The following is a 19,949-nucleotide window of genomic DNA, read 5'->3' as shown; positions in this document are numbered from 1 at the left end:
ACAGACCCATTTGTTTTTATTGACTTACAGATATCTGAAGAATAAACTTTGCCCCACCGTATTGACTACGTTCAACATAAATAGATCCATGGTGTTGTTCGGCAATCAGTTTGACATAAGCTAAACCAAGACCATAGCCACCTGTTTGACGGGTTCGGCTATTGTCTAATCGAGAAAAGGGCATAAAAACTTCTTCGTAATGTCCTTCTAAAATGCCTGGTCCATCATCGCTAACTTCAATAATAAGGATATCGTTTTGAAGGTATATATTTAGCTCTATTTTACTATTTGCATACTTAAATGCATTTAAAAGTAAATTGTTTACTGCTATATTCACTATTGATGTATCAATATAAACTTGATTGTCTTCAATATTTCTGGAAAGTGTGACAGTAGAGGGTTGAAATGATTTTAATGAATAATAAAGGGATTCGCTCCACTGTTTTAAATTGGTCAAAGTTTTTGTCATGGTCATTTTTTTCTGTTGCATTTGAAAAAAATTTAAACTTGTATTAATTAACGATTCTAATTCCTGTATATCCATATTAATACCGTTTAACTGTCTTTGTTGGTCTTCAATGTTTTCAGCCTCAGATAACATGGTTAAACCAAATCTTAAACGACTTATTGGTGTGCGCAATTCATGAGCCATGGCATGAGAGATTGTTTTGCTGTTTTTTACCAATTGCTCAACTTTGATGGCCATATCGTTTAAAACATTCGATAAAGGTTTGAAAAGCCAACTTTGTGCATTTGCTGCTCTACTATTTAAATTGCCTGAAGCCAATTGTTCAGCTGTGTTTCTCAAAGAAATCGCATCATGCCATAATGGTAAAAAAGCGAAAGATAAAAGGCACAGAAAAACAACCGCACTAATAACAGACCAAATCAATAAAAAGGGAAACCAGACCGATAAGCTAGCATCTAAAATATCATTATCAAGAACAGGCCCCATTTGTAATACTTGATTAGGAGATCCATAATAAACATAAATAATATTTTGTTTGTCATCAAAAGCTAGGTCATCGGTTTTAAATTGCTGCAAAATTTGCTCTGGTAATGTTTGATCAATAGGTGTCAATTGAAGAGGATAGCTAAATTTAGGTTGAAGTGCTCTGATAACTTGTTGATCCAATGAAGGGTCACCAGTGAGCTGTTCGCTAATCAAAGTGGCAGTGCCACGATAAGTGTCATGAAAAACTTTATAGTCTTCAGCTAGGCCAGTAAACTCTTGTGGAAGCGAAGCAAAAAGCAGTAAAGCGCCGTAGGCTATAAGACTTTGGGTTAATAAAATGATCGTAAGGTAGCCTATGACTCTTGGCAACAAAGACCATTTTTTTGATCTTAATTTCATATGATTGGCTCTAGGTTCTATTCTTCTTGTGTGAACAGATACCCCTTTCCTCTGATTGTTTTTACCCACTTAGGGTGTTCTGGATGGTCGTGTAATTTTTTTCTGAGGCGAGAAATTCTAGCATCTATTGAGCGATCTAACCCATCAAAGCTTATGCCTCTTAAAGACTCTAAAATATCATCACGAGAAAGAATTTTACCCATATTGCTGGCTAACAACCATAGTAAATCAAATTCTGCTGTTGTGAAGTCTAAGGTTTGCTCATTCAATGTCACACAGCGTTTATTCGGGTCAATATGTAAAGACCCCAATATTAAAGGAGGTGTTTGAGCCACTGAATTATTTTGATTGACCAACAGAGGATCTGTTTGTTTTCGACGTAATAATGCTCTAATTCTGGCCAATAAACGGCGTGGCTCAACAGGCTTAGTTAAATAATCATCTGCCCCTAGTTCTAACCCGATAATTTCATCAATATTATCTTCACTTGCCGTTAAAATTAATATTTTCCCAGAAAAATAAGGGCGTACATCTCGACAAATATCAAACCCTGATTTTCCTGGGAGCATCACATCTAGAATCAGTAAATCGGGGGAAGAGTTAATAATCATATGCTCAGCATTATCTCCTCTGTTGTGATAAGAAACATCAAAATTATGTTTTAGTAGATATTCCTTAATTAATTGAGCTAAGCGTTCATCATCTTCAATAATTAAAATGCGATCAGTCATTAAAAAACCATTTATTCTATGTGGTGACTATCTGTTAAGTATAGCACACAGAAAATGCCTTTAAATCAAACTACTTTTATCAGAAATAGTGGAAAAAATATTCAATCAAATTAATGGTTACATAAACAACACACAATTTAACAATTTTAATTGTTATTTTATAGAATAATGAACGATATATTAATTAAAATTATGAAATAAAAATGATTAATCAATTACATCAGCGAAATGACTGCATTTTTTTATGTGATTTTGATGGCACAATTAGTTTTAAAGATGTTACCGATACCTTATTACAGAATTTTGGGCAAGTTGGTTGCGAAGCATTAGAAGAGGCTTGGCTATCTGGTGCTATTGGTTCAAAAGAGTGTATGGAAGGGCAGATTGCTTTATTAGACGCAAACATTGAGCAAGTAAATACTTGCTTGGATCAAATTCAACTTGACCCAGTATTTGCAACGTTTCTTAACATGATGGGACATTTTCAAATTCCTGTTCATATTGTCAGTGACGGTTTAGATTATGCCATCTCACGAATTTTACAAAACAATCATTTAACAGAACTTTCTATTTTTGCTAACCATTTAACTTTAAATGATGATGGAAAATGGTGTTTAACCTTTCCGTACGCAAATGATCTTTGTAAAAAGAAAAGTGGACATTGTAAATGTGCACATCTCGCTTCAGTACGGCAAAAATATAACCAAGTTTATTATGTAGGGGATGGCAGTTCTGATTTCTGCGTTTCCCATCATGCGGATATAGTCTTTGCAAAAGACAAACTCATTGATTATTGTCAAAAGCAGATGATTTCATATCACCCCATTCAAAATTTTTTAGATATCGTTGATTTACTGCCTACCTTACGGCCAGATATTTTTATTTTAGAAGAGCAAAAAGCAGAATGTTTAGAATAAGTTTTAGAGTGTCAGGTGATGTTTATGATTAAAGATGTCAGTTTTTTCTTGCCAGGCATAAATAATAGTGGTGTGTTATTGATACATGGTCTAACAGGTACACCTAATGAAATGCGTATTCTTGCCAAAGGGCTTCATAAAGCGGGCTTTACTGTATATGCAATGCAATTAGCTGGACATTGTGGTGATGAACAAGACCTTTGTCAGACAAATTGGCAACAATGGTATGAAAGTGTTACCGAAGCGGCAGAGTTTTTACAAAAACAAGTCGATCATTTTTTTGTTGCTGGGCTTTCAATGGGCGCTTTGCTATCTTTAAAATTGGCCGCAGAAAAACCAGAATGGGTTCATGGTGTGGCAGCATATGGACCAACTTTCCGTTATGATGGCTGGAGTATGCCCAAGTATGCAAAACATCTGTTTTTTCTGCTTACTTGGTTTGAGCGTTTGGGTATTTTCCAAGATAAAACTTTTATTGAGCAGCCTCCATATGGTTTAAAAGACGTTTCTATTCGAGCTGCTGTCTCTGCTAGTATGTTAGATGGTGACAGTGCCTCCGCTGGATTGGCTGGAAACCCTTATCCAGCTTTGGCTCAAATGCAGTATTTAGCAAAAAATTTACGCCAGCAATTAAATCGTGTTACAGCACCTTGTTTGATTATGCATTCAAGTCACGATGATGTGGCAGATATTGAGACAAATGCACGTGTAATTGAAAAAAATGTGAGTGGCCCAACTCAATTTATCGCTTTAGATGACAGCTATCACTTAATTACAATTGATCGGCAACGTAAAGAAGTCATTCAACAATCTGTTACTTTTTTTCAAAATATTGTCAATGGTCACTTCCCTAAACAGGAATCTATTAATGAATAACTTAATCATTATATTATGGATTGCCAATATCAGTTTTGATACTTTAGGACAAATTGCGTTTAAATATGCTGCAACTAAACCCACTACAGCCCCGAATAAAAGCATTCTTTCTTACTGGTATGGTTTATGTCGTCAACCATGGCTTTGGGTTGGTATTGCCTCTTATCTTATAGAGTTCTTGTTATGGTTAGCCTTTTTAACATTAGTCCCATTATCCGAAGGTATATTGTTGGGATCAGTTAATATTATTGCCATTATGATTGTTGGTCGAATTCTATTTAATGAAAAACTCACACCTATGCGTGTTGTAGGCATTTTATGCGTCACAGCAGGTGTTGCTGTAGTAGGAGTAGGTTAGTGAAACGCTTTTATATTATTGGTTTTGGGCTACTATTATTGTTTGATACAATAGGGCAGACAAGTTTTAAATTTACCGCAATAGATGCTCAGCCTTTAGAGTTTACTTGGCAATGGATTGAACGTGTATTCACGAATCACTGGGTCTATACCGCTATTTTAGGTTATATCGGTGCGTTTTTTACTTGGATGACTTTATTAAAAAAAGCGCCTGTTGGTCCAGCATTTGCGGCAGCCCATATGGAAGTGATTACCGTTATGATTGCTTCAGTATGGTTATTTAATGAAGAAATTACACCTTCAAAGTTAATCGGTGCGACACTAATTGTCTCTGGTATCTTGTTTCTAGCCATTGCTGAAAAAAATATTACCTCAGGAGTAAGCCATTAACAGGCTAATTAATGTATGGCTTTTCAACGTGAAATTCCCCCAACTGCTGGTTTACCCCCTTTTTTGACTGATCTTATCTCTTTTGATAAAGGTAGTTTAGTTGATAGAGCAAGCCTTTATTTCAACTTGCCTTTTTTTCAACTAGAGTGCTCTGGTACAGCCGCTTTTATCATTATTTTAATGGCTTTAAAAAAGCTCGAACCTAATCGAAAAGAAGTCATTATTCCTGCTTATACCTGTCCTCTAATGGTTTTGGCTATAAAAAAATGCAATTTGCAAATAAAAATATGTGATCTCGCTTATGAAAACATAGATTTTGATTTTGATCATCTTGCCAATCTGGTTAATGAACATACCTTAGCGATTGTACCAACCCATTTAGGCGGACGTGTTGTTGATGTCGCTAAAGCAAAAAATATCGCACAACAGCATGGCGCTTTTGTGATTGAGGATGCTGCACAAGCCCTTGGTGCGGATGTCGGGCAGATAGCAGATGTCTCGTTTTTTAGTTTGGCCGTAGGTAAAGGACTCAGTATTTTTGAAGGCGGGTTAATTTCATCTCACAATACTTCACTGCAACACCATATTAAACAAACTTCAGCACAATTGAGCCATTTTAACTTGGGTTGGGAGCTTCGACGAACGGTAGAGTTTATTGGTTACTCTTTTTGTTATCGTCCCCAAATATTGTCTTTTGTCTATGGGCACCCAAGACGTAAGGCATTAAAAAAACAAAATTTAATTGAAGCCGTTGGCGATTTTTTTGATGAAATTCCTATCCATAAAGTAGGCAAATTTAGACAAAATGCAGGTTTTCATGCTTTAACAAGATTACCCCAGTATTTAAATGATACAAACAAACAGGCTATGGTGCGCCTTGATAGATTATCTAAAATAAAAGAGGTGAAAGTGATTCAGGATCAAAACCAACAAGGAATTTGGCCTTTTTTCATGGTTTTGGTGCCAGTAGAGCAAATAAGAAATCATATATTAGATGAGTTATGGTCAACACCGTTGGGTGTGAGTCGTTTATTTATTCATGCCTTGCCAGACTATTTATATTTACAAGAATTGGTTCCCTCTACTCCTGTAAGTAATGCCAGGGATCTAGCCAATAGAATGTTTACCATTTCAAACAGTTTATGGCTAACAGATGATCTATTTGAAAAAATTTGCCAAACAATTGAAAACATAATGAATGAATCAAAAATTTATTTTGTTAATGCAGATAATAATCGTTGATTCAGTTGGTTTTGTAGCATTTGCCACTTTTTTAATTCTGCTTGTGAAGGTTCTTGTTGTGCATCTAATTGACTTAAAAAACGTTTCCACCAATGTTTATAATGCCATATTGAAACCTCTCCTGTGATGTCACTGCCGACAATACGAGGTTTTAAAGTGGAAATGGTATCAAATAAATGTCTTTCTAATAAACAGCCTTGATCCCAGTTTGTTTGGACGGTGTCTACTGATAATACATCTTTATCAATAGATAAGTATGTTGGTTCTGAAGATAGGGCTTGTTCTTGATTAAATGCGGCAATCAGTTCATCTGGGGTGTTAAAGCGACGATATGCTGCATTTAACCCTACTTTTTTTATCCAAGTTGTGTCTGTTTGTAAGCACCAATAGGTTAATTTGCCTTGGTATAATGGTTTTAAATGATTTTCCCATAAATGGGTAAAACCAATATCAGAAGAGGTAATACCTACTACATGAATATGACTGATATAAGGAAGTTTTGCTATATGTGCAACCCATGAACCACAATGTATGCCAAAGGGAAAGCGCATATTGTCAGGATGGTTATCAAACACCACCACCTGAAAAGGTGTGTTTATTTGTTGAGCCAACTGTTTAATTAAAAGCGTACTAATATGGTGGTAATCACCACTTCCTATGAAAATAGGGCTCTTTATTTGTCCGTTGATTTTTTTATTTAGCTCAGTTTCGAATGACTTAAAAGTAGAAAGCATACAACCAAAACGAATATCATCTTGCCATTGATGTAAGTCTATTATGGTTGTTTGTTCTGGAAGAAATACGCTTTGATCAAAATCGAGTATTACTGGTAAATTATTCATGATTTTTGGCAATAGATTTAAGTGTGTTCTGATCTTTTTCAAAATATTGACTGATACGGCGTAACATAGTACGTAAAACAGGATTTCTGACATAAACAGCATGTTGTGTTAATGTAAATTGCGCGCCTAAATAAGCTTTTATCTCTGGATCAGTCCATCCTGCAATATAACGTTTCAAGCCATGCTCTAAAGCATAATTTAAATTATGAAACCAACTGATGTAATATAAATTATAGTTTCTTGCCATAGGGTAATCAAAGCCTACATATTTATCCATTAAGGTTTCTTCAACAACATAGCAAATATTATAGCCAATAAGCTGATCGTTTATCTTATAATTAAAAACAATACCTTGAGCGAAGCGATCTTGTAATAAAGCAGTAAAAAATTCTTTGGAAAGCAAATCGAAATGGATTTCGCTTTGATCATAAACATTCAGATACAGTTTGTAATAAATATTCAAAAATTGTTCATCATAAAAACACTTATCACCTGTTTTCAATATTTGAATATTTATTTCGGTGCTTTTTTTAAGTTTTCGCCTCATATCCTTTCTTCTAGCACTTGATAAACGAGCCAGATATTCAGGTATATCTTGAAAATCTATTGGCAACCATGCTAATGCTTGCCCAGATACAAGAATAAAGTTTTCTTGCTTGAGTGACTCGATGAGGTCATTTGAAAAAGTATTGGCTTGACTATCCAATAAGGGAGAGCTCTTTGGAATATCTTTGATAATCAATAATGGATAAAGATGAGCCAAACTGTTTTTAATATCATTAATTAATTTTGCTGGTAAAATATCTTGAGGAAACAAAGTATACTCTGATACAGTTGTCCCAACAAAACAGGTCTTTATCTGTAAAAATTTTCTCCAAAAGTGCTGAAATGGTAAACGATTAAGTTTTACAGCAATCGGATCATCAACCGTTGTTAATAAATCAAATTTAGTGGTAAAAATAGGTAAACCTGAGCATTCATCCTTTATGTCAAACCCTTTTGGCGGATTTGACATAAAATTTTGGATAAGTGAGTCAGGTTCGAGTTGATTTAAGTATTTCATTAATTAGTTGATCAATCTAGCTATTTTTTGATCGGGTAAGCAATTGATCTAATAGAGCCAAAGCTTGATCAATTTCTTCTGTTGAAATATGCAAAGAGGGGGCTAAAGTGATGACATTTTTATAATAGCCACCAACATCAAGTACTAAGCCGATCTTTTTACCTTGCCAGTCCAAGTCTCCAGATAGCCCAATATCCACCATTTTATCAAGTAATGCTTTATTGGGGGTGAAGCCGTCTTCTGTACAAATTTCCGCTCGTAACGCCAAGCCTAAACCATCAACATCGCCAATTTCTTTATGTCGTTTTTGTAAGTCTTGTAAACCCTCTAAGAAATGAGCTCCCTTGGCCATAACCATACTTTCATAGTCAGTTTCTTGTAACATATGCATTACCTCTAATCCAAGGGATGTGCCAATAGGATTAGAAGCAAAAGTAGAATGTGTTGACCCAGGTGGGAAAATAGTCGGATTAATGAGCTCTTCTCTAGCCCAAACACCACCAAGTGGATTCATCCCATTTGTTAATGCTTTTGCGAAAACCAAAACGTCAGGGGTGACACCAAAATGTTCAATAGACCACAATTTCCCTGTACGATAAAAACCCATTTGTATTTCGTCTACAACCAATAAAATACCATATTGATCCAGTACTTTTTTGATGCCAGTAAAGAAGTTACGCGGTGGTATAACATAGCCACCTGTACCTTGAATGGGTTCTATATAAAAGGCAGCATATTCTGCTTCTTGAACTTTAGGATCCCAAACGCCGTTGTATTCTGTTTCAAATAGACGGGCAAATTCATTGACACAATGTTCTCCATATTCTTCTGCACTCATCCCTTTAGGGCGACGAAATGGGTAAGGGAAAGGAATAAAATGTGCTTTTTCACCAAAGTGTCCATAGCGACGACGATAACGATAACTAGATGTAATAGATGAAGCACCTAATGTGCGTCCATGATAGCCACCTTCAAAAGCAAACATTAAGCTTTTTCCTTGACATGCATTACGGACGATTTTAAGAGAATCTTCAATACATTGTGAGCCACCAACATTAAAATGAACTCTACCAGGTAAACCAAATTTGTTTTCCATGTCTTGTGCAATAGTTTTGGCTAATTCAATTTTGGTAGGGTGTAAATATTGGCTTGCTGCCTGAGGTAAAATACCCAGCTGTTTTCTAACAACATCATTTAAGCGGGTGTTTTTATAGCCAAAGTTAACAGCAGAATACCACATTTGAAGATCAAGATAGGGCGTGCCTTCAATATCAAACATATAGCTACCATCGCAACCTGTAAATATTTTTGGCGGCTCAACATAGTGAACGGTATCCCCAAAAGAACAATACTTGGCTTCATCAGCAAGTAATTGTTGTTCTGTTTCTTTATTCATTGATTGATGCATCATTATTATTGGCTCCAGTCTAGGGGATGTTACCCAATTTAATGGGTATACAAAGTTGACCAGATTATGAAATAAATATGCTTATTTGCGCTATTGGCTTCTTGTGTACTTTATGTGACTTATTGTGACATTGTTATTGAAATTGGTATTTCATACCCAGTTGGATAGAAGGCGCATATGATTTTTCTACTATAGGGCTATTTTTTATTTGGCTTCTGAGTTGTTCATATCGACCTGAAAAGAAAATATCTACTTTAGGTGATATTTGGTAATTCATGTTCATTTCTAAATAAGGTTGGATACTTTGCCTAGATTGATAGCTTTGAAAGCCTGTTTTTTTTGATTCTTGTTGAGAAACACCATAGTAGTAATTATTGTAATGGTTACTATGCCAGCTTACCCCTATTTTGGGCGCAAAGGTAAAATGTTTTTTTTGAAATACAGCTAAATACCCAACATCTGCCAAGAACCCTTTATTTTTACCCAGTATATCTGTATTAAATCTGGTATCTATAACGCCCCAATTGGCAATATGAGTATAATTAACACCCAACATGATGGTTTCGTGGCGCTTATCAAGTTTTTGCATGTGTTCATTGGAACTGTCTTTAGGGCGAAAGCCATTATCGTGATAATTGGCATTAATGGCCAATTCATGTTGATCATTCTGATATAAATAAGCCCCCATATCAAAGCCATCAATATAAACAGTGCCATTATCATAGTCGAGCAGAGGCAAAACAGTTAAATCATTTTTAGTGTCTTTATATACAGGAAAATCAACTTCGGTGACTAGGCCAATTTTTAGATTAGTGGCCAAAACATGGTTTATGCTGGCAAAAGAGAATAGATAGAATAGAATATTTTTATAAGACATTTTTAGACACTTATCAGCTGATTTTTTTGATGTTTAAGTAATTATTATATGACATTATTTAATTTGTTTGTGAATAAACGGGATAAAATCTATGTATCTTTACGGATCAATTTTTGTATTCTTCATAAGACTTTCACAGTCCAGTGAAATAATAACCTTTTATATAGCATTTTATATTGATTATGAAAACACAATACCGTTTTTTTCTGTCCTATAAATTTTTTTATTTATCATTATCACCATGATCAAAGATTATATTGGTGGTTTGAATGTGGGCGATATTACGAAGAATGTATGAGTGGGCCTTAACAGGTTTTAATGATTGTGCTCAAATATCTTCCTAATAACACTCAAAAACACGATTGTCAGTTAAAAGCCCAGCTTTCAGGAAATAGTTAAAATTGCGTATTCATGAACAAATAATCTTGGTAATAAGTTCTTGTTCAAATAATAATTTTTCAATAGAAGCTGATTCAATCTCAATTAAGTGTTTTCCATTAGAATAAAAAATGGAACCATCTTTTTTTAATTGATAACTTAAAACCCCTTTTTTTAAAGTAACCAAATTTTGGTTTGGGGGCATTTTTATAAGCTCCCAGCTTTTAGGCGCTATTCCTGGATATTTTTCACCACTTTTTTGATTTTCTTCTAATGATTTCTTTACATTGATTAGATTGCCTTCAATAAAAAGTTCTTCTTCTGAACGTTGTTTCATTTTTGCAGGATGAGAGCCAGTTGTTGTTTTTAAGGATTCTCCAGCATAACGTTGAGTGAAAAAATCAAGCCAACCTAGAATCGCTTTGGTTATTTTTACAGGGGCAAAAATGATATCTTTGATGGAAAATGTGCTTTCATTTTTAGATTGATAAGGTTTTTTAATGAAATATAAGTTTCCCGCTGTATCCATTTTGGGTTTAGAAAAGTCATATTTAGGATCACATAGGATCTCATCTAAAGAACCCGTTTTTAAATTGAGTCTGAAAATTCCCTTTGGGCCTAACCCACATAGGTTTCCGTCTCTATCATAAGCCAAACCACAGGAATCATAATAAAGAATATCTGGATTATGGGGGTCAAAAGAAGGGTTACAATCGTGACAATCTCCTTCTGTAACATAGTGTATATCAGCAGATTCAAGCTCTAAAATAGCAAGGTGTCGCTCATAACCAAGCGCACTAACTGATAGGGCTAAACGCTGATTAATTGCGTCAAAATCCATTTCATATACTTTAAAATCATTTTTTCTGAGGATGAGGCCTTCTTGTTCTTCTGTATTTGTCAGAGTCTTTGAATAAATAGCAGTGCCATTATGTAAGAGTGCAGAATAGATAATTGTATTTGTTTCACAAATAATGGCATCAGATGGGAAAATTCTTTCTTTTTCATAAGCTGCATGATCATCATAGTTGATCACGCCCATAAATGCTGCTCCAGTACCCTTTGTTTTCCATTCTTTTCGCTGGTTAATTTCTTGTAAATTTTTTTTATAATTTTCTATGGCATTACAACAAATGGCCTGTGACGAATTTTCTTGTTTATAAAAGAGTTCGCCTTTGGCAATATACAATAGTGGATTCATTTGTTTGTCTTTCGCTTATTTTTTTGAAAAAATAAAAGGGTATTCAAGAAATCAATCAGTTAAGCGTATATAGCTTTATAAATATATTGTGTTTGATGAGAAATAAACATTTTAAGAGTGAATCATGGTTCCTACGCCTGTTTTCGTGAAAATTTCTAATAGCAAGGCATGTTTTACTCGACCATCAATAATATGAACACTTCTGACCCCATTTTTTGCTGCATCTAAAGCTGAGCTGATTTTAGGAAGCATACCGCCATGAATGGTACCATCTGCAAATAAATTATCAACATCTTGAGGCGATAAGTTGGTCAGCAGTTCTCCTGTTTGGCTCAAAACACCTGTCGTATTGGTCATTAAAATCAATTTTTCGGCTTTTAATGTTTCTGCTAGTTTTCCTGCCACCAAATCTGCATTGATATTAAATGCCTCTCCATTACTGCCAACACCAATAGGAGCGACGACTGGAATAAAATCTTCACTGGTCATCAGATCAATTAAAGTTGGATCAATACTTTCTATTTCTCCAACTTGACCGATATCAACAGGTGCTTGATTCGGGATATTGAGCATCATTTTTTTTGCATGAATAGAATGCCCATCTTTCCCTGTAATACCAACGGCTTTACCTCCGTTCTGATTGATCAAAGAGACAATTTCTTTATTGACTGAACCTCCTAAAACCATTTCAACAATTTGCATGGTTTCTTGGTCTGTGACTCTCATCCCTTGAACAAAAGTACCTTCTTTTCCCATTCGTTCTAGTGCCTCATTAATTTGAGGACCGCCACCGTGAACAACAACAGGGTTGATGCCAACTAATTTTAGTAAAACAATATCTTGAGCAAATCCTTCTTTTAAAGCCTGATCCGTCATGGCATTACCACCATATTTTACGACGATTGTGCAACCAGCAAACTGACGAATATAGGGTAATGCTTCTGCTAAAACGGCAACTTTTTCAGAAGGAATAAGCTCTGACATGATTAAATTCTCGTATCAATTAAAGAAAATATAAAAACTGGCTAAGATGAGTTTATGGAATAATTTTTTCTTTTCCACCCATATAGTTTCTTAACACTGTAGGAATAGTGATTGAGCCATCTGCATTTTGATAATTTTCAAGCACGGCAACCAAAGTGCGACCAACAGCCAACCCAGAGCCATTTAGTGTATGAACAAAGCGATTTTTACCCTCTGTATCTTTAAATCGGCTCATCATTCTACGTGCTTGGAAATCTTCACAATTTGAACAGCTAGAAATTTCTCTATATGTGTTTTGTGCGGGTACCCAAACTTCTAAATCGTATGTTTTTGCTGCCCCAAACCCCATATCACCGGTACATAGAGTGATCACGCGATAAGGCAGTTCTAGCGCTTTCAAAATATTTTCTGCATGACTGACCATTTCTTCTAAAGCTTCATAAGAATGTTCAGGGTGGACAATTTGAACCATTTCAACTTTATCAAACTGGTGTTGACGAATAAGTCCTCTGGTGTCTTTACCATAAGCTCCAGCCTCTGAACGGAAACAAGGGGAGTGTGCGGTCATTTTTATGGGCAAGTCAGATTCTTTTAAAATACGCTCACGAACAGTATTGGTTAAAGTAATTTCAGATGTAGAAATTAAGTATTGATCTTGCGCATCGTCATCACCACCTTTAACGACCTTGAACATATCTTCTGCGAATTTAGGCAGTTGGCCTGTGCCATACAGGATATTATCATTCACAATATAAGGTGTGTAATGCTCTGTGTAACCATGTTGCTCTGTATGCGTATTAAGCATAAACTGTGCCAATGAGCGATGAAGTTGTGCAATAGGGCCTTTTAAAACAGTAAAACGCGCCCCAGATAACAATGCTCCAGTATCAAAATCTAGGCCTAATGGTGCACCAATATCAACATGGTCTTTTATTGGAAAGTCAAATACTTTAGGTTCACCAACCTTACGAACTTCGATATTTTCTGTCTCATCTTTTCCTTCTGGGACAGAATCTGAAGGTAAATTGGGAATGGTCAGTAAATAAGCATTAAGTTTTTTTTGCACTTCATTAAATTGTGTCTCTGCATCTTTGAGCTCATCACCTAAACTGGCCACTTCACTCAATAACGCATCAACATTTTCGCCCTTGCTTTTTGCGATGCCCACTTGTTTTGCAGACTGGTTACGCTTGGCTTGTAAGGATTCTGTTTGTACCTGTAATGCTTTTCTTTTGTTTTCCATTTCTTCTAGAAAAGGAATATCTAGCGAAAACCCTCGTTTTGCCAGTTTTTTTGCTACAAGTTGAATATCATTTCGAATTATCTGTATGTCTAACATAATTGAACCATTGAAAAATAATAATTAATAGGGGGTAATTTTTTGTTTTTTTGCAACTTCTTCTAAAATATCAATTTGGGTAAAATACCAACCAATTCCTTGTCGAATAAGCCTATTTGGTTGAAAGCTAAAAATACGGTTATTCAGTTGTATTGCCCAGATAGATTTGTCAAATACAGGTTTTTGGGTACTAACAATACAATAGTGTGGTGTTTGCTCATCAAAATTTTTACACAGGATAACCTTTGCCCCTTTATGCCATGGATTGTGTAGATCCGGTGAATCCAAGGGCATAATTTGGCTAAATACGGGGTTTTGTGCCAAACGAGCCATTCCCGCAATAAAGTGATCATTGTCATGCTTTTGTAAACGGATAATCGTCGCCAACTCAGATTTGTTTTTATCGCCGTTTTTGGTTATTGTTTGCCATGAAATCAAGGTATCAATATTGAGTGTATCTTGAGAAGATATTTCAAAAGTCATGCCCACACCACTGCTACTTAGATTAAGCATTCTACCTGTAAACTGAGGGATAACGGGGTGTTCTTTTGCTTGAATGGCATCAATTTCATTGAATTTTCGCCCATCATCATCTAGAGTCGCCAAAGAAAGGGATTTATCTAATGTTGTTTTTTGTTTTTTGGGTGCTTTAGACTGAAGATCATTTAAAATATGCTGAAATCCAGAAACACATTCCACAATATCATTACGTGATTCTCGCTTCGCGCGAGACGCAATAATATGGGATTTTTGCCATACAGTAAAAAGTTTATCCAAAAAATAAGTGTTTGATAAGGAAATAGACAGCTCTTTTAACTCTTTTGGTTCGATATCAACCAAAACAGAAACTCGCCAAGGATTCATAGTTGCTTCAAGTGGTTGTATGGACCAAAAGCGTTGTTGTTGGTTTACTGGTATGTTTTGGTACACTTGAGCAGGTTGATTTTGATCTATAGTAACGTAGTAACAAATCACATGTTCAATAGGTTCATTGGCTATATGTATCCTATTTGAGTATTTTTTTAATATGCGATGTGTAAAGTCAACTTCTTTAGGTGAAAATAAACCATGTTTAAGTGTGCTTAACATATTGATGATAATAAACAAGTCTTGCAAAGTAGTTGCTTGAGTATTTTCATATAAAATAAAAGGCTCTTCCGTTAACTGAAGCTTGTCTGATAGCAAATAAGTTGAGTTTGCACATAACCAAACTTGATTATCTGGTGTAGATGAATCAAACAAAAACCATTTTAGGTGTTGGGTTAAATGATGCAGGGTTTTCCCCGCCAAGGTAACAATTAAATTCTTCACGGTAGAACGTAATGCAACTTGGCATAACGCCGCACTGTATATGGTTGCCATTGAATTAAAGAAATCAACCAGTGGTTTTTCTTTTTGAGATAAACCAAATTGAATTTGATTGGCTGTTGTCAGATACTTTTCTAAATAAAGCTCAAGGAATTCTTGGCATGAAGCATCCAATAATAGGATTGCCTCAATTTCATCATTTGTGTAATCGTCTATTTTTTTTGTTAAAGTAGCTAAATGTGGGTTTAATTCTGCAATTAAATTCGGCGAGCGGCCATACACTTCTAAAAAAGCTTTGGCTGCTTGGGTATTTTGGCAAGGATTATTTTGTAATTCTTTATTCATTGGTGTGTAAATGAGTTATTGTAGTAAGGTAAACTTAAGTTCATTTTGAAATGATCTATTATTGTAAACGATTTTAAGTAACTATTCATGTATATTATGATTTAATTATGTTGGTTATTTCAATAATAAAAAACTCGGACAAACGCCCGAGTTTTTTATGCGTGCTATAAATCATCAAATTTTGCGAGAACACCCATAAGCATCTGCTGCTTTTAAAGCATTAAATACATCAACAGGCGCCACTTTTAATGGCTCATTGTGAATGGTTTCACCTTGCGCAGTAGAGGCCTCAGCAACTTTCATCAGATCTGCATCACTAACAGAAGTTAAACCAATATCTGCTAGGGTAGTTGGTAAACCAACATCTTCACAGAAAGAGTAAACCAAATCAATTAAATCAGCGTCTTTATCTGAAAGCATCAATGAAGCTAGGGTACCAAAAGCAACTTTTTCTCCATGCCAAAACGCATGTGTTGGCTCTAATACAGTCAGACCATTGTGAATAGCATGAGCAGCTGCTAAACCACCACTTTCAAAGCCCAAACCAGATAAAAGTGTATTAGCTTCAATGACACGTTCTAAAGCTGGGGTTGAGACTCCTTTTTCACAGGCGCTTTTTGCCAAAACACCGTATTCGATTAAAGTATCAAAACACAATTTTGCTAAGCCATGTGCCGTCATTGGCCCTGGGCGTCCAGTCATATTGCCTGCACCAGATACGCGACAAGATTCTGCTTCAAACCATGTTGCTAATGCATCCCCCATGCCTGCAATCAATAAACGTACAGGAGCTTTAGCTACAATAGCACTGTCTACTAATACAAGATTAGGGTTTTGAGGCAGAACAAGATAGCGATCAAACTCTCCTTGGGCTGTATAAATAACAGATAGAGCACTGCAAGCTGCATCGGTAGAGGCAATCGTTGGAATCACAGCGACAGGTACATTTAAAGCATGTGCAACTGCTTTTGCTGTATCTAATGTTTTTCCGCCACCAATACCTGCTACAACATCAATCCCTGAAATTGCTGATAAACGAGAGATTTCTTCATCACAACATTCTCCCTTAAATGTTTCTTGATACGAATCCAAGTGACCTGTTAAGCTTTGCTTGATTTGAGCATCAAAGTGTTCCGATACAAAAGGATCTTGTAACAATAAAACTTTTTTGCCTAATCTGGCCAATTCTGAACCTAGTTCATTAAGTGCACCTGCTCCTTGAACATAACGGGAAGGGAAAATAGCTGTGGTAATCATGAAAAAACCTCCAAGTTAAAAAGCCTTTTATTGAAAGTTTGATTCTGCCAGCTTTTATTTTGTATTTTCTTGTTTTAGGTCATATATTCGTTCTATCGTTTTTGTCATAAGCTTATTGAATATATTTTAAAAATAATAAAATAAATACCATTTTTAATTAAGATGTTTGGTACAAAATGAATAAAAATTGGATTTACTGACTTTTCTCTAAAAAATTGCACCGCTTTTCTTGGGTTTTTTAGCTAAGCTCGGTACAATAATCGACTTAATCTGAAAAGCTTGATCCATTCATGAAGGAATAAATATGAAAATCAGCAGCAGTTTTGACGCTGGTAGTATAGAAGTCGTTAACTTAGACGATCCCACTGATATTCAGTTGAAATTAAGAGCAGATAGCCATGCTGCTCAATTTAAACAATGGTTTTATTTCCGTTTGCAAGGTGCTGCTTACTTGCCTTGTAAAATGCAGTTTATCAATGCTGCTGAGGCCGCCTATCCATTAGGGTGGGAAGATTATCAGGCATTCGCTTCATATGATCGAGTTAATTGGTTTCGAGTCCCTACAACATTTGATGGAAATCAATTGGTTATAGAGCATACACCTTTATCGAATAGTGTGTACTACGCTTATTTTGAGCCATATAGTTATGAGCAACATTTGAATTTGATTGGCCAAGCACAAGAAAGCGGTTTATGTGCCGTTCGTGACTTAGGCAACACAGTTCAAGGTCGTGATATAACTTTGCTCAGTATTGGTAACCAAGTTGAATCTGACCTAAAAATATGGATCATTGCTCGCCAACACCCAGGAGAAACCATGGCCCAATGGTTCATTGAGGGGGTATTGGCAAGATTGCTTGACTCTCAGGATGCAACCTCTAGGGCTTTGTTAGATAAAGCAACTTTTTATATTGTGCCTCATATGAATCCTGATGGTGCAGTATTAGGTAATCTACGCACGAATGCTGCTGGAGCAAATTTAAACAGAGAGTGGTTAAATCCCTCTATTGAAAAAAGCCCAGAAGTATATTATGTCCGTGAAGCAATGCAGCAAACAGGTGTTGACCTATTTTTAGACATTCATGGCGATGAGGGATTGCCTTTTGTTTTCTTTGCTGGAACAGAAGGTGTACCTTCATATAATGAGCGAATGAAACACTTAGAAGAAGAGTTTAAGAAAGCTTTTTTATTCAGTAGTCCTGACTTTCAAGATGAAGAAGGCTATCCGAAAAGTGAAAAAGGGCAGGCAGATTTATCTATGGCGACCAATTATATTGGTCATCAATTTCAATGTTTGGCTTTTACTTTAGAAATGCCTTTCAAAGACAATAATAATTGGCCAGACGATGATTTTGGTTGGAATGGGCAACGCTCCTTACGATTAGGCGAGAGTATTTTGACACCAATTTTATCTATTGTTGATCAACTACGCATATCGAACAAAATTTAAGCTCAGGATCAAAAATGATTTTTCTTATCGATAATTATGATAGTTTTACCTATAATATTGTTCAGTATTTTGGGCAGTTAAAACAGCAGATTATTGTCAAGCGTAATGATCAAACCTCTCTTGCTGAAATTGAACAAATGCAGCCCGATTATCTTGTGATTTCGCCAGGGCCTGGGGCACCAAAAGAAGCGGGAATTTCAATAGAAGCCATTCAATACTTCGCTGGCAAATTACCTATATTTGGCGTGTGCTTAGGTTTACAAAGTATCGGAGAAGCTTTTGGTGGCCATATTATTAGAGCACAAACCTTAATGCATGGTAAAACATCAGAAGTTTTTCATAATAATTCAGGGGTGTTTGCTGGATTACCTAATCCTGTTACCTGTACGCGTTATCATAGCCTTGTTGTCGAGAGAGCAACATTGCCAGAGTGTTTAGAAATTACTGCTTGGACAGATGATGGCGAAATTATGGGGCTCAAACATAAAACTTTGGCGATTGAAGGTGTGCAGTTCCATCCAGAAGCATTATTAACAAATAATGGCTTGGCAATGCTTGATAATTTTTTAATTCAAAATAAAGATAAAGTTTAATTATGACATTTACCGCACAAGACGCATTAAATCGACTAATTGATGGTAATGAACTGTTTTATGATGAAATGGTTGATTTAATGAGACAAATTATGAAGGGGGAACTGGCTCCAGAGGTAGTTTCTGCCATTTTAATTGGTTTAAGGACAAAAGTTGAAAGTGTCTCTGAAATAGCTGCTTCTGCCACAGTTTTAAGAGAGTTTGCAACACCGATTCCTGTAAAAAATAAGACGCATTTACTGGATATTGTGGGTACAGGCGGTGATAAAGCACATACTTTTAATATTTCTACCACATCAATGTTTGTTGCTGCGGCAGCTGGTGCTCGAGTGGCCAAACATGGGGGAAGAGGTGTTTCTTCTAGCAGCGGTAGTGCCGATGTTTTAGAAACAATGGGGGTAAATTTGAATTTAACTGCCCAGCAAGTGGCAGATTGTATTGATCAATTGGGATTAGGATTTATGTTTTCACCTAATTACCATAGTGCTATGCGTCATGTGGCCCCCATTAGAAAAGCACTAGCTGTACGCACCATTTTTAATATACTTGGCCCATTAATCAATCCTGCTCATGCGCCAAATCAACTCATGGGGGTTTTTCATCCTGATTTAGTAGGAATACAGGCACGTGTATTAAAACAACTAGGTAGTGAGCATGTTATGATTGTGCATGGTGAGGATGGTTTAGATGAAATCACCATTACAGCACCTACATTAGTGGCTGAATTAAAAGATGGTTCTATTACAGAATATAAAATCACACCAGAAGAGTTTGGTTTACAAAGAATTGAAGATTTAAAACCGCTAAAAGTAAACAGTAGTACAGAATCCTATCTTAAAGTTGAATCTGTTTTAGCTGGAGAAAAGGGGCCTTGTCGAGATATTGTGGTATTAAATTCTGCTGCTGCGTTGTATTGCGCCAATATTGCTTCTGATTTTAAAGAAGGTGTGCAATTGGCTCATGATGCGCTTGACTCTGGTGCAGCAAAGAAAAAACAACTTGATTTAATTGAGTTTTCACAAAAACAAACAGTATAA

The 19,949-nt window shown here is 35.8% G+C and carries 19 protein-coding genes; 8 read left to right on the top strand and 11 right to left on the bottom strand.

Features of this window, described 5'->3' with window-relative positions; translation table 11 throughout:
* Window positions 1-16: 16 nt before the first annotated feature.
* Together AADH04_RS14800 and AADH04_RS14795 are read right to left on the bottom strand one after the other, a co-directional pair.
* A complete protein-coding gene (locus tag AADH04_RS14800) occupies window positions 17-1,354 on the bottom strand; it encodes an ATP-binding protein (protein WP_434778044.1) in 1,338 nt (445 codons plus the stop codon).
* A 17-nt stretch (window positions 1,355-1,371) separates the two neighbouring features.
* A complete protein-coding gene (locus AADH04_RS14795) occupies window positions 1,372-2,085 on the bottom strand; it encodes a winged helix-turn-helix domain-containing protein (RefSeq protein WP_434778043.1) in 714 nt (237 codons plus the stop codon).
* Between the two features lie 203 nt (window positions 2,086-2,288).
* Here AADH04_RS14795 and AADH04_RS14790 point away from each other — a divergent pair, with 203 nt between their 5' ends.
* The 5 genes from AADH04_RS14790 to AADH04_RS14770 are packed head-to-tail and all read left to right on the top strand — an operon-like array spanning window position 2,289 to window position 5,867.
* Entirely contained in the window at window positions 2,289-3,002 is a 714-nt protein-coding gene (locus AADH04_RS14790; protein ID WP_434778042.1) for an MtnX-like HAD-IB family phosphatase, read from the top strand.
* A gap of 24 nt (window positions 3,003-3,026) precedes the next feature.
* Window positions 3,027-3,878 carry an alpha/beta hydrolase gene (locus AADH04_RS14785; protein ID WP_434778041.1) on the top strand — a complete coding sequence of 284 codons (852 nt, stop codon included), beginning with the start codon at window positions 3,027-3,029 and terminating at the stop codon, window positions 3,876-3,878.
* The gene (locus AADH04_RS14780) at window positions 3,871-4,236 is read left to right on the top strand and encodes an EamA family transporter (RefSeq protein WP_434778040.1); all 366 of its coding nucleotides are present in this window, start codon (window positions 3,871-3,873) and stop codon (window positions 4,234-4,236) included. Before AADH04_RS14785 ends, AADH04_RS14780 begins: the two co-directional genes overlap by 8 nt.
* A complete protein-coding gene (locus AADH04_RS14775) occupies window positions 4,236-4,625 on the top strand; it encodes a DMT family transporter (RefSeq protein WP_434778039.1) in 390 nt (129 codons plus the stop codon). Before AADH04_RS14780 ends, AADH04_RS14775 begins: the two co-directional genes overlap by 1 nt.
* A 15-nt stretch (window positions 4,626-4,640) precedes the next feature.
* On the top strand, window positions 4,641-5,867 hold the full coding sequence (locus AADH04_RS14770; protein WP_434778038.1) for a DegT/DnrJ/EryC1/StrS family aminotransferase: 1,227 nt from the start codon (window positions 4,641-4,643) through the stop codon (window positions 5,865-5,867).
* On the opposite strand, the gene AADH04_RS14765 is transcribed toward AADH04_RS14770, so the two are convergent.
* The 9 genes from AADH04_RS14765 to AADH04_RS14725 all read right to left on the bottom strand — a co-directional run bounded on the left by AADH04_RS14765 (window position 5,837) and on the right by AADH04_RS14725 (window position 16,869).
* A complete protein-coding gene (locus tag AADH04_RS14765; RefSeq protein ID WP_434778037.1) occupies window positions 5,837-6,709 on the bottom strand; it encodes an arginase family protein in 873 nt (290 codons plus the stop codon). The two genes, AADH04_RS14770 and AADH04_RS14765, sit on opposite strands and share 31 nt — an antisense overlap.
* Window positions 6,702-7,724, bottom strand: a complete 1,023-nt coding sequence (locus AADH04_RS14760; RefSeq protein ID WP_434778036.1) for a GNAT family N-acetyltransferase — start codon at window positions 7,722-7,724, stop codon at window positions 6,702-6,704. Before AADH04_RS14760 ends, AADH04_RS14765 begins: the two co-directional genes overlap by 8 nt.
* Before the next feature lie 64 nt (window positions 7,725-7,788).
* Window positions 7,789-9,183 (bottom strand): aspartate aminotransferase family protein, encoded by a 1,395-nt coding sequence (locus AADH04_RS14755; RefSeq protein WP_434778035.1) that lies wholly within the window; start codon window positions 9,181-9,183, stop codon window positions 7,789-7,791.
* Between the two features lie 130 nt (window positions 9,184-9,313).
* On the bottom strand, window positions 9,314-10,057 hold the full coding sequence (locus AADH04_RS14750) for a MipA/OmpV family protein (protein WP_434778034.1): 744 nt from the start codon (window positions 10,055-10,057) through the stop codon (window positions 9,314-9,316).
* A gap of 409 nt (window positions 10,058-10,466) precedes the next feature.
* A complete protein-coding gene (locus AADH04_RS14745; RefSeq protein ID WP_434778033.1) occupies window positions 10,467-11,636 on the bottom strand; it encodes a hypothetical protein in 1,170 nt (389 codons plus the stop codon).
* A 111-nt stretch (window positions 11,637-11,747) separates the two neighbouring features.
* On the bottom strand, window positions 11,748-12,620 hold the full coding sequence (gene argB, locus AADH04_RS14740; RefSeq protein ID WP_434778032.1) for an acetylglutamate kinase: 873 nt from the start codon (window positions 12,618-12,620) through the stop codon (window positions 11,748-11,750).
* 52 nt (window positions 12,621-12,672) lie between these two features.
* Window positions 12,673-13,959 (bottom strand): serine--tRNA ligase, encoded by a 1,287-nt coding sequence (gene serS, locus AADH04_RS14735; protein ID WP_434778031.1) that lies wholly within the window; start codon window positions 13,957-13,959, stop codon window positions 12,673-12,675.
* Between the two features lie 24 nt (window positions 13,960-13,983).
* A complete protein-coding gene (locus AADH04_RS14730) occupies window positions 13,984-15,612 on the bottom strand; it encodes a hypothetical protein (RefSeq protein ID WP_434778030.1) in 1,629 nt (542 codons plus the stop codon).
* A 174-nt stretch (window positions 15,613-15,786) separates the two neighbouring features.
* Entirely contained in the window at window positions 15,787-16,869 is a 1,083-nt protein-coding gene (locus tag AADH04_RS14725) for a glycerol dehydrogenase (RefSeq protein WP_434778029.1), read from the bottom strand.
* A 304-nt stretch (window positions 16,870-17,173) separates the two neighbouring features.
* Here AADH04_RS14725 and AADH04_RS14720 point away from each other — a divergent pair, with 304 nt between their 5' ends.
* The 3 genes from AADH04_RS14720 to trpD are packed head-to-tail and all read left to right on the top strand — an operon-like array spanning window position 17,174 to window position 19,949.
* A complete protein-coding gene (locus AADH04_RS14720; RefSeq protein ID WP_434778028.1) occupies window positions 17,174-18,319 on the top strand; it encodes a M14 family metallopeptidase in 1,146 nt (381 codons plus the stop codon).
* Between the two features lie 14 nt (window positions 18,320-18,333).
* Complete coding sequence (locus AADH04_RS14715) at window positions 18,334-18,912, top strand: anthranilate synthase component II (protein ID WP_434778027.1); 579 nt, start codon at window positions 18,334-18,336, stop codon at window positions 18,910-18,912.
* 2 nt (window positions 18,913-18,914) lie between these two features.
* Window positions 18,915-19,949, top strand: a complete 1,035-nt coding sequence (gene trpD / locus AADH04_RS14710; RefSeq protein WP_434778026.1) for an anthranilate phosphoribosyltransferase — start codon at window positions 18,915-18,917, stop codon at window positions 19,947-19,949.

This window comes from Neisseria sp. Ec49-e6-T10, from assembly GCF_051132615.1.
Lineage (GTDB): Bacteria > Pseudomonadota > Gammaproteobacteria > Burkholderiales > Neisseriaceae.
This window is presented reverse-complemented; position numbering and strand designations above follow the sequence as displayed.